Origin of the sequence: Achromobacter veterisilvae (genome assembly GCF_900496975.1) — a bacterium.
GTDB lineage: Bacteria > Pseudomonadota > Gammaproteobacteria > Burkholderiales > Burkholderiaceae_B > Achromobacter > Achromobacter veterisilvae.
In genome coordinates, this window is sequence record NZ_UFQC01000017.1 from 24842 (window position 1) to 50449 (window position 25608).

The window sequence follows — 25608 nt, forward strand, 5'->3', positions numbered from 1 at the left end:
ATCAGACTCCGAGCTGCTGGCGCTGCCGGCGCAGGTGTTCCGGCATGTCCTTGTACACGTCTTCGAAAATGCTGGCGGCGCTGGGGACGTGGCCGTCCACCAGCGTGCCGTAGCTTTCCGCTTCCTTCTGCGCGGCCAGGATCTCGGCATCGAGCTCGGCGCGGACGGCGTCGTGCTCGGCCTCGGACCAGATGCCGCGCAGGACCAGGTGCTTCTTGAAGCGCTCGATCGGGTCGCCCAGGGGGAAGTGGCTCCAGTCGTCGCCGGGACGGTACTTGGAGGGATCGTCGGAGGTGGAGTGCGGGCCCGCGCGGTAGGTCACCCATTCGATCAGGGTCGGGCCCAGGTTGCGGCGGGCGCGCTCGGCGGCCCAGCTTGAAGCCGAATACACGGCCAGGAAATCGTTGCCGTCCACGCGCAGCGAAGCGATGCCGCAGCCCACGCCGCGGCCCGCGAAGGTGGCGCCTTCGCCGCCCGCGATCGCCTGGAAGGTGGAAATGGCCCACTGGTTGTTGACCACGTTCAGAATCACCGGCGCGCGGTACACGTGGGCGAAGGTCAGCGCGGTATGGAAATCCGCCTCGGCGGTGGCGCCGTCGCCGATCCAGCCGGACGCGATGCGCGTGTCGCCCTTGATGGCCGAGGCCATGGCCCAGCCCACCGCCTGGATGAACTGCGTGGCCAGGTTGCCCGAAATGCTGAAGAAGCCCCTTTCCCGGTCGGAATACATCACCGGCAACTGGCGGCCCTTGAGCGGATCGCGCTCGTTGGACATGAGCTGGCACATCATCGTGACCAGCGACACGTCTCTCGCCAGCAGGATGCTCTGCTGCCGGTAGGTCGGGAAGCACATGTCGCCCTGCTCCAGCGCCATCGCGTGGGCCGACCCGATGGCCTCCTCGCCCAGGCTCTGCATGTAGAACGAGATCTTCTTCTTGCGCTGCGCCGTCAGCATGCGTCCGTCGAAAATGCGCGTCTTCAGCATGGTCCGCATGCCGGCGCGCAGCAGATCGTCGCTGAGCTCCGGCGCCCAGGGACCGACGGCGCGGCCGTCGTTGTCGATCACCCGGACCAGGCTGTAGGCCTGCCCGCCGGTATCGACCGCGGCAACATCAATGGGGGGTTTGGGCACGTCGCCGGCCGGCGACAGGTGCAGGTAGGAAAAATCGGTCTTGCAACCCGGGCGCCCAGTGGGCTCCGGGACGTGCAACTTCAACGGCCCATATTGGCTCATGTATTGTCTCCACGCTTGATCGTGTCATGCGTTTATTCTTGCCAAGGACGCGGCGCAAGGAGGTAGCCTCGTGCCGCATCATCGCCGGCTCGACCACGGAATGATGATCGTGGCCGGCCGGTTAAAAACAATAGCACAGCCGCCGTTGCCATTGGGCGACCCGCATGGAGACTGGCGCTGCGGGCCATTCGTGCCTCGCAACCCAATGCCGGCGGTCATGCGGCCGCGGCCTTCAAGGCATCGCGGGCGATGATGACCTTCTGGACTTCGCTGGCGCCCTCGTAGATGCGCAACGCCCGGATCTCCCGGTACAGGCTTTCCAGGGTTTCCCCCACCCGCACCCCGCGCGCGCCGAACAGTTGCAGGGCCATGTCCACCACGGACTGCGCGTTCTCGGTCGCCGCCAGCTTGGCCATGGCGGCCTCGCGGGTGGTGGGCAGGCCCTGGGCATCGCGGCGCCATGCCGCGCGGTACGTCAGCAACGCCGCCGCGTCGATGGCGACCGCCATGTCGCCCAGCTTCGCCTGCGTGAGCTGCAGATCGCCCAGCCTGCCGCCGAACAGGCGGCGCTCGCGCACGTGGGCCAGGGCTTCGTCGAACGCGCGGCGCGCGAATCCCAGCGCCGCGCCCGCCACCGACACACGAAAGATATCCAGCGTGCGCATGGCCAGCTTGAAACCCTCCCCCTGGGCGCCCAGCAGCCGGTCGGCCGGGATCCGCAGATTCTCGAAGCGCAGCGTCGCCAGGGGATGCGGCGCCATGACGTCGATCCGTTCGCTGACGGAAAACCCGGGATCGCCGGGATAGACCACAAAGGCCGAAATCCCGCGCGTCCCGGCCGCCTCCTCCGTGCGGGCGAACACCGTGTAGACGTCCGCGATGCCGCCGTTGGATATCCAGGTCTTCTCTCCGTCGATGACGTAATGGCCGCCTTCGAGGCGGGCGCGGCAGGCCATGCCCGCGGCGTCCGAACCCGCGCCCTTCTCCGACAGCGCGAAGGCCGGAATGCACTGGCCGCTGGCGACCTTGGGCAGGATCTCGGCCTTCAATGCCTCCGATCCGGCCAGGCTGATGGCGCCGCTGCCCAAGCCTTGCATTGCGTAGGCGAAGTCCGCGAGGCCGTGCCGATAGGCCAGCGCTTCGCGCGCCAGCGCCAGCCGGCGCGACTCGATGGCGGGCGCGTCGCCGCCGTAGGCTAGCGGCACGCAGGCGCGCAGCAGGCCCGCGGCGCCCATCGCCCGCACCAGGCCGCGGCAATTCGCGTCGACGTTGGCGGCGGTCGCCGGCGGATCGTCGCGACCGTCGGCAAAGGCCTCCACCCGCCGCAGATAGTCCTTGTGGGCAGCCTCGAAAAAGGGCAGATCCATCGATTCACGCTGGTGCAAGGGAAGGAAAGCGGTGTTCATGAACGTCCTCGGTTTCGTCGTCGTGGAAGTCAAAGTCTAACTACATACTTATGCGTATGGTCAATTTCATACCCAAGGGTTTTCCTTTATAAATCAATCCTATTTTTCTATTGAAATATAGATGGCCTGCTCCTACCATGCTCACAAGTATGGACTTAGATACGCACAAGGATCCACGCTCCATGACACTCTCTTGGCCTTCTGCTCCCGGTGTGCCCGCCCGTTGGCTGGCGCACGCGCGCCGGCTGGCCGCCCAGCCCGAAGACGCTGGCGCGCTCCCCTCGGTAGCGCAGTCCGGCCTCGCCGCGCTCTGCGGCGGGCAACAGCCATCTCCTCCCGCCACCCTCCTGGCTGTGATCGAAATCCTGTCCGCGCCGAGGCCGGCGCTGTCGGCCGCCCTGGCCGCCGCCTGGTGCGCCGCGGCCGCGATGGGCGAGCTTGCCGCCACGCGCGCCAGGCGGGAACGGCCGGCCGCAGCCGCCAACCTGGCCGAGGCGCTGGACCCGGCCAGCGGCCGGCCGGCCTTCCTGACCCGCGCGGAAGGCCGTTCCTGGCGAGTCCAGGGCGAAGGCCGCTGGATCGGTTCCGAGACCGGCGCGCCGCTCCTGGTGTTCGCTCACCACACCGAGGCCGACGCGATCTCCGCCTTTCTGCTGCCGGTGGACGCTCCTGGCATCGAATCGGACCGAACCGGTCCCGCCAGCGGCACGGCCAGAGTGGATCTCAGCGTGGGCCCGGGGCACCTTCTGGGTGCGGCCGGGCAGGCCCGCGACGCCATGCTGCGCAGCGACGCCCTGCGCCGACTCGCCGCGGCCGCGCAAGCCAATGGCGTCACGCTCGCAGCCTACGCGCAAGCAGCGGGCGCGCTGCCGCTCGACGATGCCGCGCCGTCCCTCGGCGCGCAGGAACTGGCGGTCTGCGCCAGCGCGTTCGCCGCGGCGCGAGCGCTGCTGCACGAAGCCGCAACCGCGGCGCATGCCGGCCAGAACATCCGGCTGCCGAGCGCCATGGCGCTGCTATCGGCGGGCGAGTCGGCCGAGCGGATGCTGGCGGCGGCCATGAAGTTCGCCGGCGCATCCCCCCTGGCCGACCCCGCCGCACTGCAGGCGCTGCTGCGCGCACGCCATATCCACCAGGCGACCGCCGGCACGCAAGAAGCTCAGACCGTCCTGCTTGCCGGCGGCATTCGCCCTTCCCTGTCTCCCACCGCTTCCAGAACCTCATCCGCCATGCCTCACGCCCCGAATCCCCGCACCGCCGAATTGCCCGACCGCGTCGCGGAAATTCTCGACGCCGCCGCCGACGCCTTCACGCAACAGACCTACGACGCCACGACCCTGGACCAGATCGGCGACGCGCTGGGCGTCACCAAGGGCAGCATCTATCACCACTACCGGAGCAAGGCGCACCTGTTCACCGCGGTGTACCAGCGCGCCCTGGAGATGAACATCGCCACGGTCGAGCCCATCGCCCGGCAGCCCGGCGCGCGCGCGATCGACAGGCTGTACCGGATGGCCTATGCGCACGCGATGCAGGTGATGAAGCACCTGTCCTACCAGCGCGTGGCGGTGCAGGGACTGGAATCGCACCTCATGGGCCGCATCAATGAAGAACAGCGCGCGCGCCTGGACGAAGTCATCAGCCTGCGCGACCACTACGAAGAGCTATTCGTGAGTGTGCTGACGCAAGCTATCGAAGCGGGCGAACTGCCTCGCCAGAATCCCCGCCTGGCCGCGAAACCGCTGTTCGGCGCCATCAACTGGACCACCATGTGGTACCAGCCCCGTCCCGGAGAAACCGCGGCGGACCGGGAGCGCCTGGCCGCGCACCTGGCCACCTTCGTACTGTCCGGCCTGACCCAGGCCTACCAGCCCGCCGCCGGCACGCAGGCAGACGCTCCGGCCGACGCCGCCCATCGACACTGACTCGGACGATAACCATGCAAACCTTCCCGGCCCATGCCGTCCCAGGCAGCGACGCGGCCCGCTGGTCCGCCGTCGCCGAGTGGCACCACGCCTATTTCACCGGCTTGGTGATGACCATGGTCACTCGCCTCGGCAGCCGCGAGGCGGCCGAACTCGTCTTCCACATTTTCCGCCGCCAGCATCTGGAACGCTTCCTGCCCGGCCTCGAAAAACTGGGCATCGCCGGCCTGCCTCCCGCCGTGGCCGCGGCGCGCTACCACTATCTCTCGAACGCCATCGGCGGCGTGCGCGTGGAATACATGGAGGAGTCGTCCCGCAAGGTCTGGGTGCGCTATCCGACGCCGCGCTGGGCCTGGCAAGGCACCGCGCTTTGCGCGATTCCCGGCGAAGTCTCCCGCGCCGTGCTGCGCGGCTGGCACGCGCACAACGGCGTCTCGCTGGGCACGCGCCGGCTCGGCTTCGTCTGCACCAAGCAGGCCATGGATGGCCAGCCCGGCCTGGAAGGCTATTACTGCGAGTACGACCGGGACCTCTCCGAGGACGAGCGGCTGCGCTACGCCCGCGGCGAAGAGGCTCCCGACTTCGACCCGTCCCGCGCGCCCACGCTGCCCACCGCCACCTGGCCGCAGGACCGCCTGCAGAAAGCGCGGCGCAACTACGCCATGGAATACGTGCGCACGGCCCTGCCCGAACTCATCGCCCTGCACGGCCCGCACGAAGCCGCCTGGCTGGGCGGCATCGCCGCCCGGCTGGTCGGTATGCAGTTCTACAGCGATACCGCCGCCGCCTTCGGCCTGCCGGACCAGGGATCCGCGGAGGATTTCGCGCGTTTCATGGTGGCTCTGGCGCAGGCCCAAGGAGACGAGGCCGAACTGATCGCGGACGGCGGCGCGCCCGGCGTGCGCCAGACAAGCTGGAAGCTGATGGCCGGCCTGACCCAATTGCACGGCGCGGCGTTCGACGCCTGGAACTGCCTGCTGGAAGGCGCCTTGTCGGCGCACGATCGCCGGCTGGACCTGAAGGTCGCGCGCCGGCTGGACCAGGGCGAAGGGGCATTCGAGTGGCGCATCGCGCCGCGCGGCATCCTGGTCGGCCCCATCCCCGGAGGCCGGACATGACGGGATCCAGCCTCGGCGGCTTGCGGGTGATCGATGCCTCGCGCGTGCTCGCCGGTCCGTACTGCGGCCAGATGTTGGGCGATCACGGCGCGGACGTCATCAAGATCGAACCGCCGGCCGGCGACGAAACCCGCACGTTCGGCCCCCCGGTGAATGCCGGCGGCGCGGCCTACTACCAGGCCCTGAACCGCAACAAGCGCGGCGTCATCCTGGACCTGAACCGCGCGGACGCGCGCGAAGTCTTCTGGCGCCTGCTGGAAGGCGCCGACGTGCTGATCGAGAATTTCAAGCCAAGCACGCTGGCATCCTGGGGCATCCCCGACCCCGCCGCCCTCTGCGAACGCTATCCGCGGCTGATCCACTGCCGCATCACGGGCTTCGGCGACGACGGCCCCCTGGGCGGCCGGCCCGGCTACGACGCCGCGGTGCAGGCCGCCTGCGGCCTGATGAGCGTCAACGGCGAAGCGGACGGTCCGCCGCTGCGGCTGGGCGTGCCCATGGTGGACCTCGCCACCGGCATGCAGGCGACGATCGCCGTCCTCACGGCGCTGGCCGAGCGCGCCCGCTCCGGCCGCGGGCAATTGTGCGACGTGGCGCTGCATGACTGCGCGCTGAGCGTCGCCCACCCGCACCTGGCCAATTACTTATGGACAGGCAAGACGCCGGCACGCTCCGGCAACGGCCATCCCAACATCGCGCCCTACGATGCTTTCGACACCGCCACGGTTCCGGTGTATATCGCGGTGGGCAACGAGCGGCAATTCGCCACGCTGTGCGCGGAACTGGGAAGTCCCGAGCTGGCGCGGGACCCGCGGTTCCTGCGCAACGTGGACCGCATTGCCAACCGCGCCGAACTGCGCGCGGCGCTTGCGCGCCTGCTGGCCGGCCTGGATGGCCGCGCGCTCGCCGAATCCCTGAGCGCCGCCGGCGTGCCCGTCGCGCCCATCCTCGACGTGGCCGAAGCCATCGCAACGCCGCATGCGGCGCACCGGGAGATGGCGCTCGCCCAGGGCGAATACCGCGGGCCGGGCTTTCCCGTCAAGCTGAGCCGCACGCCCGCGGCGCTGCGGACGCTTCCTCCCCTGCCCGGGGAACACAGCGAAGCCGTGCTTCGGGAAGCCGGCTACGGCGCGGCCGACATCGCCCGCCTGCGAGACACCGGGGCGCTCGGCCCGCCCCGCTGAATTCCGGCGGCGCGCCATGCCGTCCATCAGATAAACCGCGGCACAGCGGCATCCGGCAATACGACAAACAGGGAGACAACCATGAAATTGCATCACCTGCCTTTGCTTGCGGCTATCCTGATTTCCGGTCCGAACGCCATGGCCGCAACCCCCTTTCCGGCGCAGCCCGTCCGCATCGTCGTGCCGCACCAGGCGGGCTCCACCACGGAGACGTTCGGCCGCATGCTCACGCCCGAGATGAGCACGCTGCTGGGCCAGCCGATCGTGATCGAATCGCGCCCGGGCGCGGCCGGCACCATCGGCGCGCGCGATGTCGCGCTGAGCAAGCCCGACGGCTACACCGGATTGATGAACGCCTCCATCCAGGTCATGTACCCGGGCATATTCAAGACGCTGCACTTCGACCCCATGAAAGACTTCACGCCGGTCGGCGTGTTCGGCTTCGCGCCCATGGTGGCGGTGGTGCGGGCCCAGTCTCCGATCAAGAGCTTTCGCGACCTGATCGAAGCCGCCCGCGCCAAGCCCGCAAGCATCACCTTCGCCTCCGGCGGCCTGGGATCGCTGCCTCACCTGGTGGGCGAACTCGTCAATGTGCGCTCGGGCGTGCGGATCAGCCACATTCCGTACAACGGCACCGGCCAGGCCCTGACGGACGTGCTGGGCGGACACGTCGAGGTCCTCTACGCCTCGGTCGCGAGCGCGCTGCCCCAGATCAAGGGCGGCAAGCTACGCGCCCTGGCCGTCACCTCGGCCGCGCGCATCGACCTCCTGCCCGACGTGCCCACCATCGCCGAATCCGGCATTCCCGACTTCGACGTGACCTCCTGGTACGGCTACTGGGTGCCGAAAGACACGCCGCGCGACGTGGTGGAGCGCCTGAACCAAAGCATGCGCGACGCGTCCGCCATGCCCGCGGTCGTCCGGCGGCTGTCCACCGAGGGCATCATCCCCAGCAAAATGGACGCCGACGAATTCGCGGCATTCGCCGCGGCGGAAAACAGGAAATGGCTGGACGTCATGAAGCAGGCCGACGTGCAGCCGAACTGACCCGCGCCGTCAGCCGGCCAATAGCCGCTCGACGCGCGCCGCCACGTCGAGCAGCCGCCAGTCCTCGTGCCAGCGGCCGCAAAGCTGCAAGCCGATGGGCAATCCGCCCGCCGAGCGGCCGCAAGGCATGGACAGCGCGGGATGGCCCGTGAGGTTCATGGGATAGGTATAGGGATACCAGGCGCCGCGGATGGTGCCCGCCGGCTTGCCGGCGATCTCGACAATGCCATTTGGGTCCTGCCCCACCGGCAGCGGCGGCGCGGAAACCGTGGGCGAGACCAGGACGTCGTAGCGTTCAAACACCGCCTGCAAGGCACTGAACGCCTGCGTGCGCGCCGCCACCGCATCCAGCAGCGCCGCCGCGCCGTGCCCGCGGCCCCGCTCCACCGTCGCCACCAGGGATGGGTCCAGGCGTTCGCGGAACGCCTCCAGCCTGGCGCCCACGCGCGAAGCCGTCACGGATTCGAGAATGACCAGGAAATGCCGCTCCAGCGACACGAAATCCAGCGACACCGGCTCCACGCGGGCGCCGTCCTGCTCCATGAGCCGGACCGCGGCGTCCGTGGCCGCCAGCACCTGCGGGTCTACCGGGTTGCCGCAAGCGGGCAGATAGGCGACCCGCAGTCCGGCCAGCGTGGCCCGCGCCGGCGCGCGTTCCGGAAGCGCAAGCTGGCCATAGGGATCGCGGCGGTCCTCGCCTTGGAGCACACCGTACAGCAAGGCGGTGTCGGCGACGTTGCGGGCCATCGGCCCCACGTAGGAATTCGCGCCGAACAGGTCCGCCGGCTGTAGATTGGGGATCGCGCCCAGCGTCGCCTTCATGCCCACGATGCCGCAGCACGAGGCGGGAATGCGGATCGACCCGCCGCCGTCGGTCCCAAGCGCCAGCGGCCCCATGCCCGCCGCGACGGCCACCGCCGCGCCGCCGCTGGAAGCGCCGCAGGTGTAGCGCGGATCGACGGGATTGAGCGTGCGGCCGAAGAGGGGCGCATCGGTGCTTTGCTTGTGCCCGAATTCCGGCGTGGTGGTCTTGCCGATCAGGATCGCGCCCGCCGCCTTGGCCCGCGCCACGGCCACGGCGTCCTCGCGCGGCACGAAATGCTCGAAAATGGCGGACCCCATCGTCGTGCGCACGCCGGCGGTCAGGGTCAGGTCCTTGACCGAGTACGGCACCCCATGCAGCGGCCCCAGCGCATCGCCCCGGCGCACCGCCCTCTCGGCTTCGCGGGCAGCGGCCAGCGCCGAATCCGCCGTCACCGTGATGAACGCGTTCAGATCGCTCCGCGCCGCGATGCGATCCAGCGCCGCCGACACAGCCTCGACCGGCGATACCCGCCCCTGCCGGATCGCGGCGGCCAGCGTTACCGCGTCCATGCCCGTCAATTCGTCCATTGCCTTCCCGTCTCCGTCATACGTGTGCCGCTAGACCATCCAGCGGCCGCCATCGATCAACAGGGTCTGCCCTGTAATGAAACGCGCCTCTTCGGACGCCAGGAATGCCACGGCGGCCGCCACGTCGTCCGGGTCGCCCACGAAACCCGCCGGCGTCTGCGCCACGATGCGCTCCAGGATCTCGGGCGCCAGCCGCTCGTGCGCGCGAGTGCGGACCGCGCCGGGGCTCACGGCGTTGACCGTGATTCCGGCGGGCGCCAATTCACGCGCCAATGAACGCGTGAATCCGATGACTCCCATCTTCGCGGCGGCGTAGTCGGCCAACCCGGCGTCTCCCGCGAAGGCGGCGTCGCTGCTCATGTTGACGATGCGGCCATAGCCGCGCGCCCGCATGCCCGGTGCAACCAGCCGCGACGCGCGCATCGCCGTCAGCAGCGACACTTCCAGCACGAAGCGCCAGGTCGCTTCTTCCGATTCCGCGAAAGGGCCGGACCGTTCCCGCGCGCTCTGCCCCACGTTGTTGAACAGCACGTCCGGCGGACCGAGTTCGGATTCCACGCGAGCGAAGAAATCCGCCATCACCGCGGCCTCCGTGCAGTCGCCCTCGACCGCCAGCGCCGCCAGTCCCGCGCGGCGCGTCTCGGCCACGTCGAGATCGAGCACCGCCACCCGCGCGCCCTCCGCCGCGTAACGGCGGACCGCGGCCGCGCCTATGCCCTGCCCGCCGCCCGTCACGACGACGATCCTGCCCTCGAAACGCGCGTTCATGGCACGGCCCTCGCTTCGTTCATGGCGGCGGCCCGCCCCCGCCGCCTCAATGGAAACTCCGGCCGCCGTCCACCGCCAGGGTCGCGCCGGTGATATAGCTGGCGCCGGGCCCGCTGAGGAACAGAATGGCCTCGGCCAGCTCCTCCGGCCTGGCGATGCGCCCCAGGGCGTAGCGCGCGCGGATGGCGGCCAGGCCGGCCTGCGGATCGGGGCCGTCCTCGTAGCTGGAGCGGAACAGCGGCGTGTCCACCGCGCCCGGGCACACGGTGGCCACCCGGATGCCGAAGGCGGCCAGCTCCATCGCCAGCACTTTGCCGAACATATTGACCCCGGCCTTGGCCGCGCAATAGGCGCTGCGCTGCGGCAGCGGGCTGAGGCCGGCCGCCGAGGACACGTTGACGATGCTGCCGCCGCCCGCCCGCTTCAAATGCGGCACCGCGGCGCGGCAGACGTGCATGGGCCCGCTCAGGTTCACGGCCAGCACGCGGTTCCAGTCCTCGTCCCGCGTGGACTCCAGGTCGGAGCGCAGGTCTATCCCCGCGCAATTGACCACGCCGTCGATGCCGCCCAGCGCGCCGGCCGCCTCCTGCACGGCCCGTTCGACGGCCGCGCTGTCCGTCACGTCGCAGGCCAGCGCGGCGGCCAGCGGCAGTTCCCGGCCGGCCTCGGCCAGCGCGGCGGCATCCCGGTCCAGGACCGCCACTGCCGCCCCCTGGCCCGCCGCCAGCCGCGCGAACGCCAGGCCGATACCGCTGGCGCCGCCCGCCACCAGATACCGCCGGCCCGCGCTCATGCCGCGCTCCGCAGGCGTGGCCGGATATCGTCGGTCATCGCGTCGCAACGGTCTATCCAGACCCGCTCATGCGCCTTCGCATACTGGATCATCTCGTCCAGCACGTACAGGCGCGAGGGCTGGCCGATGATTTCGGGGTGCATGCCCAGCATCATCATGCGGTCCTCGGCGTACAACAGATCGAACTCGCGCTTCCATGCCTCCAGCACGGCGGAAGGCGACTGCATCGTGCGCCCGGGCAGCACGATCGAATACTGGAAAAAGGGCGCGTCGTCCAGCACCCAGCGGAACGGCAGTTCCACGATGTCGGTGGACTGGCCGCCGATTTCCAGCAGATAGGGCGAATCGTCGTCGAAGAAATTCGACGAATAGTCGAATCCATATTCCCGGATCAGATCCAGCGTGATCTCGCTGAACTCCGCCGCGGGCGAACGCCAGCCCCGCGGCCGGTAGCCGGCGGTGCGGACCAGCGCGTCCATGCCCAGTTCCATTTCCTCGCGCTCTTCCTCCGGCGTCAGGTTGACGATCCAGCGGTGCGTGTGGCTGTGGTGCGCCACCTCGTGGCCGTGATCGACGATGACGCGGACCATGTCCGGATGCGCGAGCGCCACCACGCCCGGCACGAAGAACGTGGCCCTGACCTCGTGGCGCGCCAGCAGCGCCAGCACGCGCGGCACGCCGACCTTCCAGCCATACGCGCCCTGGGACATCAGGATGGGACGCTTGGCGTAGGCGGCGTCGCGCGCCGTCCACATGGTCTCGGCGTCCACGTCGAACGTCAGGAACAATGGAAACCCCTTACTCGTCACGGACATTGCCGCTCCTTGCGTTACACATGCTTGTGAAAACCCGTCCAGCGCTCGGCGAGCACCAGGGCAATGCCCGTCACCAGGATGAGCAGCGCGGAAACCGCCGCCACGGACGGGTCCACGCCTTGCTCCACCGACGTGAAAATCTTGACCGGCAGGGTGTTCTGGCTGGCGGACAGCAGGAACACCGATACCGGCACGTTGTCGAGCGAGGTGATGAAGGCGAACAGGCCGCCGGCCACCAGGCCCGGTTTGAGAAGCGGCAGCGTCACCAGGCGGAACGCTTCCAGGCGCCCGGCGCCGAGCACGCATGCCGCGTCCTCCAAGGCTTCGTCCGCCGACGCCAGGCTGGCGAGGCTGGCGCGCACCACGTAGGGCGCGGTGATGACCACGTGGGCCAGCCACAGGCCGACGCTGCTGCCGCGCAGCCCCGCGGCCGCGTAGTACTGCAATAGCGCCACCCCCAGCACCACCGAAGGCAGGATCAGCGGCGCCATGAACAGCGCGTTCAGCCAGGCGGCTCCGGGCACCATGCGGCGCTGGATGGCGCAAGCGCCCGCCAGTCCGAGCATCAGCGACGCCGCGGTCGAGCCGGCCGCCAGCCACAGGCTGGTCCAGGCGGCCTCCAGGTAGTCGGGATCGTTCAGGGCCGCGGCAAACCATTTCAGGGTCAGGCCCTTCGGCGGCAGGGTCAGGTAGGCCGTGTCGCTGAAGGCGGCGAGCACCACCACCAGCACCGGCACCTGCAGGAACAGCACGACCAGGAAGGCGATGCCGGTCAGCACCGGCCCGCTCGCGCGGCGTTCGCTCATTGTTCTCCTCCCCAGCGCTTCAATACCCGGCTGGATACGCCGATCACCGCCAGCGTCAACGCCGTCAGCGTGAATGCCATCGCCGCGCCCGACGGCCAGTCCAGGGTCAGCAGGAAATCGTCGTAGATCATGGTGGCCATGACCTTGTAGGTCGGCCCGCCCAGCATGCGCGGCGTGACCAGCGCGCTGATCGTCAGCACGAACACCATGATGGATCCGGCCAGGATGCCGTGCGCCGTCAACGGCAGCGTCACGGACAGAAAGGTGCGCAGCCTGCCGGCCTGCAACGTGTAGGCCGCGTCCCGCAGGTCCCGCGGCACGGCCTGGATCACGGGGACCAGCATCAGCACCATGAACGGCAGGAAAATGTGGGCCATGCCCACCAGCACGCCGGTCAGGTTGAACATGAGCTTGAGCGGGCGCTCGATCAGTCCCAGGTCCATCAGCGCGTTGTTCAGCAGGCCGCGATTGGACAACAGCGCGATCCAGCCGAAAGACCGCACGACCAGATTGAGCAGCATGGGGAAGATGACCAGCAGCGTCAGCGCCAGTTTCAGGCGCGGCCGCGCATGCGCGATGACCCAGGCCAGCGGATAGCCGAGAAGCAGGCAGAGCACCGTGACGCTCAAACCCAGCCCCAGGCTGCGCAGGATCACTTCGCGGTAGAACGGATCCGTGGCCAGCCGGGTGTAGTTGCCCAGCGTGTAGCCCGCGCCGATGCCGGAACCCGGCACATATTCACGAAAACTCAACGGCAGCATGAACAGCGCGGGCCCGACGAAGGCCAGCAGCAGCACCAGCAGCAAAGGCGACGCGAGCAGCGCGCCCGCCGGCCGCCGGCTCATGCCGCGGCCTCCGCGCCTGCGCGGCGCGTGGCGTATACGTGCCGCGGCCGCACCCCCAGCCATACCTCGTCGCCCGCCGCCAGGCCGGACTGCGGACCGTTGGTGGGCGTATCGGCGATGAGTTCCCCGCCCCCTTTCAGCGCCACCACGTACTGGACCCGCGCGCCCACGAACGAGCGCAGCGCGATCGTGCCCGGCAGGCCCGCGCCGGCGGCGTCCTTCAAGGGCTGTATGGAGAGGTCTTCCTGGCGCAGCACCACGTCCAGCGCGTCGCCCGCGGCCAGGCCGTCGGCGCGTTCCACCGGCAGGCGGTGCCCGCCCTGCAGTTCCGCCTGCGGGCCGTCGCCGTCCATCGCCAGGCGGCCCTGGAGCCGATTGGGCCGCCCGATGAAACCGGCCACGAAGCCGGTGGCCGGACGGTGGTAAATGGCCTCGGGGGTGTCGAACTGCTGCACCACGCCCCCGGCCAGCACGCAGACCCGGTCGGACATGCTCATGGCTTCGGTCTGATCGTGCGTGACGAACAACGTGGTAATGCCGACCTCGCGCTGCAGGCGCTTGAGTTCTATCTGCATCTCGTCGCGCAGCACCGCGTCCAGATTGGACAGCGGCTCGTCGAACAGCAGGATGCTCGGGCGCGGCGCGATCGAACGCGCCACCGCCACGCGCTGCTGCTGGCCGCCCGAGAGCTGCCTGGGCATGCGCTCGCCCAGGCCCGACAGACGCACGCTGGCCAGGGCCTGCTCGACCCGAGTCCGCAAGGACGCCCCATCGATGCCTTGGCGGCGCAACCCGAAGGCCACGTTTTCGAAGACCGTCATGTGGGGAAACAGCGCGTACGACTGGAACACCAGCCCCACCTGGCGCCGGTTGGGCGGCAGGCGGGTGATGTCGCGGTCGTCGACCAGGATGCGGCCGCTGGTCGGCGCGATCAGCCCGGCCACCATGCGCAGCACCGTGGTCTTGCCGCAGCCCGAGGGGCCCAGCAGCGACACGAACTCCCCGTCCTTCACGGACAGCGATACGCCGGCGGCGGCCGTGTGCCCCTCATAGCGCTTTTCCAGGCGCTCCAGTGTCAATGCAGGCATGATGATGTCCCGTATGCCGGCGCCTCAGCGCGCGACCTCGCGCTGCCAGCGGCCGACCCAGGCCGGCATGCCCCGCGCCACCGCCGCCGGATCGGGCAGCCACAGCTCGTCGAAGTGCTTGCCTACCGCCACGATCCGCGACGCCTTCTCCGATAGCCGGACCTCGGTGTTGACCGGCCCCGCGTACTTTTTCTCGGCGAAGCAGGTCTGCACCTCTTTGGACAGCAGCGCGTCGATGTACTGCGTGGCCAGTTCGGGATTCTTGCTGCCCTTGGGAATCGCTACCGAGGGCAGGATGCCCACCGCGCCCTCTTCGGGGTAGACCACCGCCAATGGCAGGCCGCTGTCTATGGCCGACCCGGCGCGGTCCGAATACCAGACCGCCACCGCGATTTCCTTGCGCTCGAACAGGGACACGATCTGGTCGGCCTGGGTGTACAGCAGCGCCGACGCCTTCGCCAGCGGTGCGATGGCGGCGAAACCCGCGTCCAGGTTGTCGAGCGTGCCTCCGTGCATCCGGTTCAGCGCCAGCAGGAATTGCGAGCCGGCCGTGCCGCTGATGTCGCCGATCGCCAGCTTGCCGTCGTATGCCGGGTCGGCCAGGTCTTTCCAGGACTTGGGCGGCGTCTTGACCTGCGTCGTGTCGTAGACAATGACCGTGGAGCCCGTCATGAAGCTTACATAGGAAGGAGAATCGCCATCGAAGGCCGACGGCGACACCGCTTTCGCATTGGCGAGGCGCGCGCGGTCGATGGGTTCGAGCAGTTTCTCGTTCCTGAGCTGGGTGGCAAGCGAATTGTCGAGGTACACCACATCGAAGTCGGACTTGCCGCCAGTGGCGCGGACCGCAGCCGCGAACTGGGCCGAACTGCCCAGCTTGGTGCGCACCCGGGCGCCGGTTTTTTCTTCAAAGGCCTTGATCTGGCATTCGCGCGAGGCGTCCAGGAACGAACCGCCGAAAAGACCCACCACCAGGTCGGCCGCGAGCGCCGTGCCGCCCCAACTGAACATGCCGACCACGGCGGCGCATGCAAGCGCCTTGGAAATCCTGACGTCCATGAAACCTCCTCGCGGGAAGATGGGCCGAAGCTTCCACTTTGACAAAACCGTCAAGCGAAACCCCTGGCATTTGGTGCTTTTCGGAAATTTATCTTTTTGAAAAGATATAATCAATGAGGGTTTTCACGCTGCTTGCAAAGACAGTCGGGAATGCGTTAAATGCTTCTCCAGACAGGACAGACCCGGCGATCCCGGACGCATCCATGACGCATCGCGACAACCCGACGCAAGCGGCGGCCGACGCCGCCACGCCCTATTCGCACCTGAATCCCGACGACGATCTCATCGGCCGCGGCATCGCGCAGTGGCGGCGCGAACGGCCGGACATCGACAGTTCGGGCAAGGAAGTCGTGGGCCGGCTGATCCGGCTAGAGGAAGTGGTGCTGCGCGCCATCAACGCGTCGCAGGAGCCCTACGGCCTGAAGTACATCGAGTACGCGGTGCTGACCACCTTGCGGGTGGACGGCGCGCCCTACTGCCTGGCGCCTTCGCAATTGCAGGCGCGGCTGCTGTGCAGTTCGGGCGGCCTGTCCAACATTCTCAAGCGGCTGGAAAGCCAGGGCCTGGTGCGCCGCGAGGTCGACAAGGCCGACCGCCGCGGCGTGCTGGTCACGCTGACCACCAAAGGCAAGCATCTCGCCGACAAAGCCATGCCCGCGCACGCGCAGGCTGAACAAGACCTGCTCGCCATGTTCACGCCGCAAGAACGCGACACCCTGGCGCGGCTGCTCAGCCGGATGCTGGTGGCCAACGCCCCCGAACTGGGGCAGACGCCCAACACTGACGCATGAGATGTTCTGTGTCTGACACTCGTAGGAAATGTTCTGTGTCTGACACCCGTACGAAATGTCCGTCCGGCTGAAGCAGACGGTGCCGGGTGTCTGACACCAGCAGAAGAGCACAACGCTTCGGTGTCAGACACCCGGCCGCACCACTGCTGGCCATGCGCATCTCGTACGGGTGTCAGACACGGGGACTACAGCGCCGCGCAAGCCACGCCCCAGTGTCTGACACCCGTACGAAATGTCCGTCCGGCTGAAGCAGACGGTGCCGGGTGTCAGACACCAGCAAAAGCGCACAACGCTTCGGTGTCAGACACCCGGCCGCATCGCCGCTGGCCATGCGCATCTCGTACGGGTGTCAGACACGGGGACTACAGCGCCGCTCAGGCCGGCCCATTCCACTCCGTGACGAATTCCCGGAAATCCGGGCGCTTGGCCTGCGGCACCGCGCAAGCCGGCGTGCCGATGGCCAGGAAGCCAAGGAAGCGGTAATCCAGGGCGTCAAGGCCGAGCGCGTTCTGCACGTCTTCCACGTAGGTGCCGACGCCGGTGCTCCAGAACGCGGCGTAGCCCAGCATGTGCACGGCGTTCAGCAGGTTCATGGTGGCCGCGCCGGTGGCCAGCAACTGCTCCTGCTCGGGGATCTTGGTGTTGTCGTGCGCGATCTTCTGCGCCACCGCGACGAACAGCGGCACGCTTGCCATCCATTCGCGCACGGACTTTTCCTTTTCGGGCGTCATGCGCGGGTCGCCGCTGCGCTTGACCGCGTCCAGCGCCAGATCGGCCAGCTTGCCGATGGCCTCGCCCTGGATCACCACGAACCGCCACGGGCGCAAGGCGCCATGATCCGGCGCCGACATGGCGGCCTGCAGGATCTGTTCGAGTTCCTCGGGCTTGGGCGCCGGGGCGCGGAGGAACTTGAAGGAACGGCGGGAAATCAGCGCATGCAGCGGCGTGGCGGTCTGGGTAAGGGTCATGGATTCCTGCGCAAATAGGAAAGAAACATATTCTCATATTACGCGATGGCCGCGGCCGGGGGCCCGATCCCCCGGCGCGCAGCAAGGGCATCCGGACGGCTTCAGCCCAGATGCGTGTGCCGTTCGTGGCGCTCTTCGACCTGCATCTCGTTCAGGCCGTGCAGGATGCCGCAGTTCTCCGCGTCGGGCTGGGCCGACAGGCAGCGCTGCCGCAGGTCGGTCAGTTGGGCCTTCAGTTGCGTGAGTTCGGCGATGCGCTCGTCCACGTGGGAGATGTGTTCGTCGAACAGTTCGTTAATGGGGCCGCAACCCGTCTGGTGGTTGTCCGCCAGGGACAGAATGGCGCGGATTTCGTCCTGCGTCATGTCCAGCGCCCGGCAGTTGCGGATCAGGCGCAACCGCTCCAGGTGAGGCTGTCCATAGCTGCGGTAGTTGTTCAGTCCCCGTTCCGGCGCGGGCAGCAGCCCTTCCTTCTCGTAGTACCTGACAGTTTCGACCGTGGTGCCGGTCGCCGTGGCCAATTCGCCGATACGCATCGTTGCCTCCCGGATCGAATCCGATTGATATTGGGGGTTGACCCTATAGTAACTCCAAGGTGTCCAATAGCATCACCAGCATATTTCAAGGCAGAGGACGATGTCTTTACCTCCGGTCAAACAACATGAACACGCGTCCGCCGACCACGGCGCCGCCTGCTGCGGGCGCGACGGCAAGGCGCAGGACCATTCAGGACACGGCCACTCGGGCCACGGCCATGGGGAACACGCCCAAGCCGCGGCCGCCTGCTGCGGCCACGACCATGCCGCCCAGCCGTTCACGGTGTCCGACGCCGGCGCGGCGGCGCTGAGCGCCGGCCCGGGCCAGTCGCTGGCCCGCCTGCGCATCGGCCAGATGGACTGCCCGACCGAGGAAACGCTGATCCGCAAGAAGCTGGGCGATCTGGACGGCGTGCACGCGCTGGACTTCAACCTGATGCAGCGCGTCCTGACGGTGGTGCACGCCGAAGGCGCGCTGGACCGCATCATGGCCGCCATCCGGTCGCTGGACATGACGCCGGAACCCCTGGCCGAAGGCTCGCCTCGCGGGCCGGCACCCGCGGCCGCGCGCGTGAACTGGTGGCTGATCGGCGGCGCGGGCGTGCTGGCGGCCCTGGCCGAGCTATCGCATTTCGCGGGCTGGCCGCTGGGCGCGACCGCGGCCCTGGCCGTGGCCGCCATCCTGGCCTGCGGCGTCAGCACCTACCGCAAGGGCTGGATCGCCGTGCGCAACGGCAACCTCAACATCAACGCGCTGATGAGCATCGCCGTGACCGGCGCCGTGCTGATCGGCCAGTGGCCGGAAGCGGCCATGGTGATGTTCCTGTTCAACGTGGCCGAACTCATCGAAGCGCGGTCGCTGGACCGCGCGCGCCACGCCATCCGCGGCCTGCTCGACCTGGCGCCGGAAACGGCGACGGTGCGCCAGGCGGACGGCGGCTGGGCCGAAATGCCCGCCGCCGGATTGCGCGTGGGCGACATCGTGCGGGTGCGGCCGGGCGAACGCATCGCGGCCGACGGCATCATCGTCAGCGGCAGTTCGGCCGTGGACCAGTCCCCCATCACCGGCGAAAGCCTGCCCGTCGAAAAGGCGCAGGACGATCCGGTCTACGCCGCCACCGTGAACGCCTCCGGCTCCTTCGAATACCGCGTTACCGCGGCGGCGGGCAACACCACGCTGGCGCGCATCATCCACGCGGTGGAACAGGCTCAGGGCGCCCGCGCGCCGACCCAGCGCTTCATCGACCGCTTCTCGCGCATCTACACCCCGGCCGTGGTCGCCGTGGCCGTGCTGGTCGCCGTGGCGCCGCCGCTGCTGTGGGGCCAGCCCTGGTTCGACGCCATCTATCGCGCGCTGGCGCTGCTCATCATCGCCTGCCCCTGCGCGCTGGTGATTTCCACGCCGGTCAGCATCGTCAGCGGCCTGACGGCGGCCTCGCGGCGCGGCGTCCTGGTCAAGGGCGGCGTCTATCTGGAAGAAGGCCGCAACCTGAAATGGCTGGCGCTGGACAAGACCGGCACGCTCACCCACGGCAAGCCGGTGCAGACCGACATGCAGGACTGGGAAACGTCCGATTCGAGCCGCCAGCCGGCCGCGCTGGTCGCCGCCAGCCTGGCCGCGCGTTCCGACCACCCGGTCTCCCTGGCCGTCGCCGCCGCGGCGCGCGACGCCGGCAAGAACCTGCTGGACGTCGCCGATTTCGCCGCCCTGCCCGGCCGCGGCGTGTCCGGCGCCATCGACGGCGTGAGCTTCCAGCTAGGCAACCTTCGCCTGATGCGCGAAGCGGGCGTGTCCAGCCCCGGACTGGAAGCGCGCATGGACGAACTGGAACGCCAGGGCAAGAGCGTCATCTCGCTGACCGACGGCAGCCGCGTGCTGGCGCTGGCCGCCGTGGCCGACACCGTCAAGCCCACCAGCGCCGCCGCCATCGCGGACCTGCACGCCCTGGGCGTGCGCACGCTGATGCTGACGGGCGACAACACGCACACGGCGCAGGCCATCGCGCGCCAGGTCGGCATCGACGAGGCTCGCGGCGACCAGTTGCCCGAAGACAAGCTGGCCGCCATCGAAAGCAAGCTGGCGCGCGACGGCCGCGTCGGCATGGTGGGCGACGGCATCAACGACGCGCCCGCGCTGGCCCGCGCCGATATCGGCTTCGCCATGGGCGCGGCCGGCACCGGCACCGCCATCGAAACGGCCGACGTGGCCCTGATGGACGACGACCTGCGCAAGATCGGCACTTTCCTGCGCCTGTCGCGCGCCACGCACCGCGTGCTGATGCAGAACATCGTGCTGGCGCTGGGCATCAAGGCGGTGTTCCTGGCGCTGGCCATGACGGGCAACGCGACGCTGTGGATGGCGGTGTTCGCCGACGTGGGCGCCAGCCTGCTGGTGGTGGCCAACGGCCTGCGGCTGCTGCGGGCGGCCCCGGCCGCGCACCCCGCCGGCGCGCAGTAAAGCACCAGGGCCGGCGGGCTTCAGCCCGCCTGCTCTTCCTGCGGCCAGTCGCGCAGCACGGGCGCGTCCGGCGCGCCGGGGCCGACGTCGCGCAGGTGGTCCTTCTGCAGCAGCGCCATGCGGTAGGCGTCGCGGTAGGCGCCGTTGGAAAAGAACTCTTCCTTGAGCAGGCCCTCGATCCGGAAGCCGCAGCGCTCGTAGACGTGCACGGCGGCGCTGTTCTCTTTGTCCACCACCAGGTAGACCTTGTGCAGGTTCAGCACGCGGAAGGCGTAGCCCACCGCGATGCGGGTCGCCGCCTTGGCGTAGCCCCGGCCCTGGTAGCTGGGCGCGATGATGATCTGGAATTCCGCGCGGCGGTGGATGTAGTCGATCTCGACCAGTTCGACCAGGCCGGCGGGCTGGCCGGTGTCGTGCTCGATGATGAAGCGCCGCTCGTTCTGGTCATGCAGGTGGCGGTCGTACAGGGCGACCAGTTCGTCGTAGGCCTCGTAGGGCTCTTCGAACCAGTAGCGCATGATGACGTCGTTATTGTTGATCTTGTGCACGAAGTGCAGGTCGCCGCGCTCCAGCGGGCGCAGTTTGATATCGGATACGGCCGACATGGATACCTCCGGAAGTGGATCCATTCTATTCCCTGCCCGTCCCTGAATTTCCAGAAAATTCTTATCCCGGCGCCGCGGGAGATGCAGCAACATTTCAACTCTTTTCAACGATTTACTAAATTTGCTGCTGCAAGACGCTGGCTCATGGCCGGCCGTCGGCATACGGAGGGGACGGCGCCATGGAAATCAATGAACGCGATCTTCTACTCACCCTGGCGGACACCGTCCGCAAGCTCGCCAACGCGGTCGCGCTCAGCCACGCGCAACTGGAGGCCCTGCGCACCGTCGTCATCGGCGTGCACGGCGCGCTCTACGGCATGCCGGAGCTTCAGGGCCGGATCGAACAGTCGCTGGGCGGCTCCATCGAAGGCGATTTCGCGCAGGCGCTGGGCACGCCCCAGCACGACGACGCCCTGCGCCAGCGTCAGGAATGGCTCTCCGCGCTGATTCCCGCGGATGTGTGGGAAAAGGTGCGCCCGCGCTCGCATGTGTGACGCGCCGGCGACGCCTCGCCGGCATTCCCTCGCAGGCGCCGGCAGCGCCGCGCCTGCCCTCCCCCTAAAGGAAATCCGATGTTCCGTGACCTCAAGGTGCGCACCTGCGTACTCGCTTTGCTGTTCCTGCTGTCTGGCGCCATGCTCGTGTCCAACGGCACATCATGGCTGAGTCTTAATGCCAGCAACCGCAACCTGGCTCAGGTCAATGAGTCCTATTCGCTGCAGGCCAGCGAACTCAACGGCGCCTACCTGTTGTTCCTGCGCGCGCGCCTGCTGCTCGCCAACACCTTCATGGACCAGCAGCTACAGCGGCAGAAAGAGGCCGACGAGGAACTGAAGCTCGCCACCGAACTGCAATCCGAAGCCAGCAAGCGCCTGGACGCGTTCATCCGCGCGCCGCACCTGGACGGCACCGCCGCCCACGTCGCCGAACTGGAGAAGGCCGCCGCGTCCTACCGCCGCGCGATCGATGCCCAGGTGCGCGCGCTTGCCGCGCGGGACACCGAGGCCTTCCGCGCGCAGGCGGCGGAATCGCGCAGCGTGACGCTGACGTTCAACGAAGCCGCCATGAGCTTCCTGGATTTCATCGACAGGGCCACCAACGCCATGGTCGACGACGCCCGCGTCGACCACGAACGCGCCCGCGCCATCGCCATTGCGATGATCGCGGTTTCCCTGGCGCTGACCCTGGCCGCGTGGGTGTTCCTGCGCAGCGTGGTGCTGCGCCCCCTCCACGAGGCCGGCGCCTGCTTCGAAAGAATCGCCGAAGGGGACTTCACGGGCCGGGTCGACGTCCGCAACGCCAACGAAATCGGCTTGATGTTCGCCGCCATCAAGCGCATGCAGGACAGCCTGACGCGCACGGTTTCGGCCGTCCATCGGGGCGTGGAAGAGATCACCGTCGGCGCCCACCAGATCGCCAGCGGCAACCACGACTTGTCCAGCCGCACCGAGGAACAGGCCGCCTCCCTGGAGGAAACCGCCGCCTCCATGGAACAGATCGCCGCCACCGTCAAGCAGAACGCCGACAACGCGCGCCAGGCGAACCAGCTTGCGGCCGACGCCTCCGAAGTGGCCGAACGCGGCAGCGCCGCGGTGGCGGAAGTCGTCCACACCATGCAGAACATCACCGCCAGTTCCAGCAAGATCGTGGAAATCGTGTCGGTCATCGACGGCATCGCCTTCCAGACCAACATCCTGGCGCTCAACGCCGCCGTCGAGGCCGCCCGGGCCGGCGACCAGGGCAAGGGCTTCGCCGTGGTCGCCGGCGAGGTGCGCTCGCTGGCGCAGAGCAGCGCCCAGGCCGCCAAGGAAATCAAGCGGCTGATCACCGACTCGGCCGCCGCCGTGGAGGCGGGCTCGGGCCAGGTCGAACGGGCCGGCTCCACCATGCAGGACATCGTCAGGTCCGTTACCCGCGTGGCCGACATCATGGGCGAGATCACCGCCGCGTCCGAGGAACAGGCCTCCGGCATCGACCAGGTCAACCGGGCGGTCGCCCAGATGGACGAAGTGACCCAGCAGAACGCCGCGCTGGTCGAACAGGCCGCGGCCGCGTCCGGATCGCTGGAGGAACAGGCGCAGGGCCTGCGCAAGGCGGTCAGCGTGTTCAAGGTCAATGCCCCGGACGTCATCGACGTCCCCGCCCATCACGTGGACAAGCGCCCCGCGTCGCCCGCGGAGGCCATCGCCGCCGGCACCGGCGGACGCCGCGGCAAGGCCCCGCGGGAAAGCGCGCTGGCGCTGGGCGGCGTGGCCGCGCGCAACGCCGGGGACCAGAACTGGGGCACATTCTAGGCGCCGTCCCTGTTGTGGCCGGCCGCCGCAATTCGCGCTTTCCCTGACCGCGATTGCGCCGGCTGCCGGGTTCCTGTGGGCCGGATACACGGTATTCTGGGCGGAGTCCCTTCCCAGTACCTGAAGGGAGCGGCGGCCACCGGCCCGCGCCGGACCTCCAAACCCACAGGAAACCCATCATGCATATTCTGGTTGCTGGCTTCCAGCACGAAACCAACACTTTCGCGCCGTCCCTGGCGGGGTACGAGAACTTCGTCCGCGGCGAGGGCTTCCCGGCCATGGTGCGCGGCGAGGGCATGCTGGCGCTGCGCGAAGTCAACATTCCCGCCGGCGGCTTCATCAACGCGGCGCTGGCCCAGGGCCACACCGTCCAGACCGTGATCTGGGCGGGCGCCAGCCCCTCGGCCCACGTCACCCGCGACGCCTACGAGCGGATCGCCGGCGAAATCCTGGACGCCGCGCGCGCCGGGACCTATGACGCCGTCTACCTGGACCTGCACGGCGCGATGGTCGCCCAGCACCTGGACGACGGCGAAGGCGAACTGCTGGCGCGCATGCGCCAGATCGTCGGGCCGGACGTGCCGGTGATCGCCAGCCTGGACCTGCACGCCAACGTCACCGCGCAGATGCTGCGGGCGGCCGACGGCCTGGCCGCGTTCCGCACCTATCCGCACGTGGACATGGCGGACACCGGCGAACACGCCGCGCGGCTGCTTCAGGCCCGCAACGCCGCGGGCGGCGGCTGGAGCCGCAGCGAGCGCCGCCTGCCCTTCCTGATTCCGATCAACGGCATGTGCACGATGCTGGAGCCGTCGCGCGGCGTGTACGAACTGCTGGTGCAACTGGAGCGCACGCCCGGCGTGGCGTCGATCTCGTTCGCTCCGGGCTTTCCCGCCGCGGACTTCCCCGAATGCGGGCCGGTGGTATGGGCCTACGGCACCGACGCCGCGGCGGTCGAGCGCGTGACCGAAACCCTCTACCAGCGCGTGCTGGAACTGGAACCGCAGTGGTCGCCCGATTTCCTGGAACCCGCCGAGGCCGTGCGCCGCGCCCAGGCGCTGGCGGCGGGCGCGGCGCGCCCCGTGGTGATCGCGGACACGCAGGACAACCCGGGCGCCGGCGGCGACGCCAACACCACGGGCATGCTGCGCGCGCTGGTCGAAGCCGATGCGCAGAATGCCGCGCTCGGGCTGTTCTACGACCCGGAGGCGGTGCGCCTGGCCAGCGAGGCCGGCATCGGCAGCAAGGTCCGGCTGAAGCTGGGAGGCCAATCCGGCGTCGCGGGCGACGCCGCGTTCGAAGGCGAGTTCACGGTCGAAACGCTGTCGCCCGGCAAGCTGCGCTTCGACGGGCCGATGATGAACGGCATGGACGTGGACCTGGGCGCGGTGGCCGGCCTGCGGATCGGCGGGGTGCGGGTCGTGGTCAGCGCCACCAAGTCGCAGATGCTGGACCGCAACCTGTTCCGCGTCGGCGGCGTGCAGCCCGAGGAAATGGGTATCCTGGTCGTGAAGAGTTCCGTGCACTTCCGCGCGGACTTCCAGCCCATCGCGCACGAGGTGCTGGTGGCCAAAGCGCCCGGCCCCATGCAGGCCGACCCCGCGGACCTGCCCTGGACCCGGCTGCAGCCGGGCATGCGGACCAGGCCGCTGGGCCGGGCGTTCTCGTACTGAGCCGCCCGGCGGCAGCCGCTATTTCAACTTGCCTTGCGGGCTGACGAAATCCTCCAGCGTCAGCCCCTTTTCCTTCAGGATGGCTTCCAGCAGCGGCTGCAGCCTGCCCAGGCTTTCCTGGACGGTTTCACGCACGGTGTCGACCACCACCTGCGTGCTGCGCTCGATCTCGATGTTGACGGAATCGCCCGCCTGCTTGTCTTCGAAGACCGTCATGCGGCGGGTCTCGGGGATCAGCCACACTTCGAACCAGCCTTCCGCGCGGTTGACTTCCGACACGGTGAGGCTGGCGCCGTTGATGGCGATGTAGCCCTTGGCGAACACGTACTTGCGGAAATCCGGGGGGATGCTGAAGCGCATCAGGCGGTTGGTGTCCGAGGACTTCACCATCAGGACCTCGGAGGTGAAGTCCACGTGGCCGGACAGCGGATGGCCGCCGATTTCGGCGCCGTCCTTGGCCGCGCGTTCGACGTTGGCGCGGTCGCCTTCCCGGTAGCCGCCCAGCGTGGTGATGGCCAGGCTTTGCCGCATCACGTCGAACGTGGCCTGGTTCTCGCCCAGCAGTTCGGTGACCGTGAGGCAGACGCCGTCGGTCGACACGCTGGCGCCCACCGCCAGATCCACGCAGAATCCGGGCGGAAAATCGAGCGTAAACGTGCGCAGGCCCTCGCGGTCGGAGATCTTCGCGATCTTCGCGGTGCCTTGGACAATACCTGTGAACATGGGAATCCTGGAAGCGGGCGCGGCGGCCCCTGCAAGCAAAACATCAACGTTAACCGATATTTTGCCAGGGTCCGCCGCGG

23 protein-coding genes are annotated in these 25608 nt (G+C 68.7%); 9 read left to right on the plus strand and 14 right to left on the minus strand.

Features of this window, described 5'->3' with window-relative positions; translation table 11 throughout:
- Position 1 precedes the first annotated feature (1 nt).
- Together AVE30378_RS16885 and AVE30378_RS16890 are read right to left on the minus strand one after the other, a co-directional pair.
- Positions 2 to 1234 (minus strand): 3-methyl-2-oxobutanoate dehydrogenase (2-methylpropanoyl-transferring) subunit alpha, encoded by a 1233-nt coding sequence (locus AVE30378_RS16885; protein ID WP_129242024.1) that lies wholly within the window; start codon positions 1232 to 1234, stop codon positions 2 to 4.
- A gap of 215 nt (positions 1235 to 1449) precedes the next feature.
- Positions 1450 to 2640, minus strand: a complete 1191-nt coding sequence (locus AVE30378_RS16890; RefSeq protein WP_129242025.1) for an acyl-CoA dehydrogenase family protein — start codon at positions 2638 to 2640, stop codon at positions 1450 to 1452.
- Between the two features lie 182 nt (positions 2641 to 2822).
- Here AVE30378_RS16890 and AVE30378_RS16895 point away from each other — a divergent pair, with 182 nt between their 5' ends.
- The 4 genes from AVE30378_RS16895 to AVE30378_RS16910 all read left to right on the plus strand — a co-directional run bounded on the left by AVE30378_RS16895 (position 2823) and on the right by AVE30378_RS16910 (position 7914).
- Entirely contained in the window at positions 2823 to 4565 is a 1743-nt protein-coding gene (locus AVE30378_RS16895; RefSeq protein WP_129242026.1) for a TetR/AcrR family transcriptional regulator, read from the plus strand.
- A gap of 14 nt (positions 4566 to 4579) precedes the next feature.
- Entirely contained in the window at positions 4580 to 5683 is a 1104-nt protein-coding gene (locus AVE30378_RS16900) for a hypothetical protein (RefSeq protein ID WP_129242027.1), read from the plus strand.
- A complete protein-coding gene (locus AVE30378_RS16905; RefSeq protein WP_129242028.1) occupies positions 5680 to 6867 on the plus strand; it encodes a CaiB/BaiF CoA transferase family protein in 1188 nt (395 codons plus the stop codon). Before AVE30378_RS16900 ends, AVE30378_RS16905 begins: the two co-directional genes overlap by 4 nt.
- A gap of 81 nt (positions 6868 to 6948) precedes the next feature.
- Entirely contained in the window at positions 6949 to 7914 is a 966-nt protein-coding gene (locus AVE30378_RS16910; protein WP_129242029.1) for a Bug family tripartite tricarboxylate transporter substrate binding protein, read from the plus strand.
- 9 nt (positions 7915 to 7923) lie between these two features.
- Here the strand turns inward: AVE30378_RS16910 and AVE30378_RS16915 are convergent, their stop codons facing one another.
- From AVE30378_RS16915 to AVE30378_RS16950, 8 genes are read right to left on the minus strand one after another with little or no spacing between them, the layout of a single operon-like run.
- A complete protein-coding gene (locus AVE30378_RS16915) occupies positions 7924 to 9306 on the minus strand; it encodes an amidase (protein WP_129242030.1) in 1383 nt (460 codons plus the stop codon).
- Between the two features lie 30 nt (positions 9307 to 9336).
- Positions 9337 to 10074 (minus strand): SDR family NAD(P)-dependent oxidoreductase, encoded by a 738-nt coding sequence (locus AVE30378_RS16920; RefSeq protein WP_129242031.1) that lies wholly within the window; start codon positions 10072 to 10074, stop codon positions 9337 to 9339.
- 46 nt (positions 10075 to 10120) lie between these two features.
- Entirely contained in the window at positions 10121 to 10867 is a 747-nt protein-coding gene (locus AVE30378_RS16925) for an SDR family NAD(P)-dependent oxidoreductase (protein WP_129242032.1), read from the minus strand.
- Positions 10864 to 11682, minus strand: a complete 819-nt coding sequence (locus tag AVE30378_RS16930) for a polysaccharide deacetylase family protein (RefSeq protein WP_129242033.1) — start codon at positions 11680 to 11682, stop codon at positions 10864 to 10866. Before AVE30378_RS16930 ends, AVE30378_RS16925 begins: the two co-directional genes overlap by 4 nt.
- A 14-nt stretch (positions 11683 to 11696) precedes the next feature.
- The gene (locus AVE30378_RS16935; RefSeq protein ID WP_129242034.1) at positions 11697 to 12488 is read right to left on the minus strand and encodes an ABC transporter permease; all 792 of its coding nucleotides are present in this window, start codon (positions 12486 to 12488) and stop codon (positions 11697 to 11699) included.
- Entirely contained in the window at positions 12485 to 13333 is an 849-nt protein-coding gene (locus tag AVE30378_RS16940; protein ID WP_129242035.1) for an ABC transporter permease, read from the minus strand. Before AVE30378_RS16940 ends, AVE30378_RS16935 begins: the two co-directional genes overlap by 4 nt.
- Complete coding sequence (locus AVE30378_RS16945; protein ID WP_129242036.1) at positions 13330 to 14421, minus strand: ABC transporter ATP-binding protein; 1092 nt, start codon at positions 14419 to 14421, stop codon at positions 13330 to 13332. Before AVE30378_RS16945 ends, AVE30378_RS16940 begins: the two co-directional genes overlap by 4 nt.
- Positions 14422 to 14445: 24 nt before the next feature.
- Positions 14446 to 15480, minus strand: coding sequence for an ABC transporter substrate-binding protein (locus AVE30378_RS16950; RefSeq protein ID WP_129242037.1), 1035 nt, complete (start codon positions 15478 to 15480; stop codon positions 14446 to 14448).
- A gap of 203 nt (positions 15481 to 15683) precedes the next feature.
- Between AVE30378_RS16950 and AVE30378_RS16955 the strand changes: the two genes are divergently transcribed.
- Positions 15684 to 16271, plus strand: a complete 588-nt coding sequence (locus tag AVE30378_RS16955; RefSeq protein ID WP_129242038.1) for a MarR family winged helix-turn-helix transcriptional regulator — start codon at positions 15684 to 15686, stop codon at positions 16269 to 16271.
- 374 nt (positions 16272 to 16645) lie between these two features.
- On the opposite strand, the gene AVE30378_RS16960 is transcribed toward AVE30378_RS16955, so the two are convergent.
- Together AVE30378_RS16960 and cadR are read right to left on the minus strand one after the other, a co-directional pair.
- Positions 16646 to 17239, minus strand: coding sequence for a nitroreductase family protein (locus AVE30378_RS16960; RefSeq protein ID WP_129242039.1), 594 nt, complete (start codon positions 17237 to 17239; stop codon positions 16646 to 16648).
- 101 nt (positions 17240 to 17340) lie between these two features.
- Positions 17341 to 17775: a Cd(II)/Pb(II)-responsive transcriptional regulator gene (cadR, locus tag AVE30378_RS16965; protein ID WP_129242040.1), complete on the minus strand. Its 435-nt coding sequence runs from the start codon at positions 17773 to 17775 to the stop codon at positions 17341 to 17343.
- Positions 17776 to 17875: 100 nt separating this feature from the next.
- Here cadR and AVE30378_RS16970 point away from each other — a divergent pair, with 100 nt between their 5' ends.
- Positions 17876 to 20233, plus strand: coding sequence for a heavy metal translocating P-type ATPase (locus AVE30378_RS16970; RefSeq protein WP_167507614.1), 2358 nt, complete (start codon positions 17876 to 17878; stop codon positions 20231 to 20233).
- Between the two features lie 20 nt (positions 20234 to 20253).
- On the opposite strand, the gene speG is transcribed toward AVE30378_RS16970, so the two are convergent.
- On the minus strand, positions 20254 to 20838 hold the full coding sequence (speG, locus tag AVE30378_RS16975; protein ID WP_129242041.1) for a spermidine N1-acetyltransferase: 585 nt from the start codon (positions 20836 to 20838) through the stop codon (positions 20254 to 20256).
- A gap of 179 nt (positions 20839 to 21017) precedes the next feature.
- Here speG and AVE30378_RS16980 point away from each other — a divergent pair, with 179 nt between their 5' ends.
- The 3 genes from AVE30378_RS16980 (at position 21018) to AVE30378_RS16990 (ending at position 24805) form a co-directional block, all read left to right on the plus strand.
- Positions 21018 to 21332: a hypothetical protein gene (locus AVE30378_RS16980; protein WP_129242042.1), complete on the plus strand. Its 315-nt coding sequence runs from the start codon at positions 21018 to 21020 to the stop codon at positions 21330 to 21332.
- A 78-nt stretch (positions 21333 to 21410) separates the two neighbouring features.
- Positions 21411 to 23132, plus strand: a complete 1722-nt coding sequence (locus tag AVE30378_RS16985; RefSeq protein WP_165360216.1) for a methyl-accepting chemotaxis protein — start codon at positions 21411 to 21413, stop codon at positions 23130 to 23132.
- A gap of 179 nt (positions 23133 to 23311) precedes the next feature.
- On the plus strand, positions 23312 to 24805 hold the full coding sequence (locus AVE30378_RS16990) for a M81 family metallopeptidase (RefSeq protein WP_129242043.1): 1494 nt from the start codon (positions 23312 to 23314) through the stop codon (positions 24803 to 24805).
- A gap of 18 nt (positions 24806 to 24823) precedes the next feature.
- On the opposite strand, the gene AVE30378_RS16995 is transcribed toward AVE30378_RS16990, so the two are convergent.
- On the minus strand, positions 24824 to 25528 hold the full coding sequence (locus tag AVE30378_RS16995; RefSeq protein ID WP_129242044.1) for a riboflavin synthase subunit alpha: 705 nt from the start codon (positions 25526 to 25528) through the stop codon (positions 24824 to 24826).
- Positions 25529 to 25608: the final 80 nt, after the last annotated feature.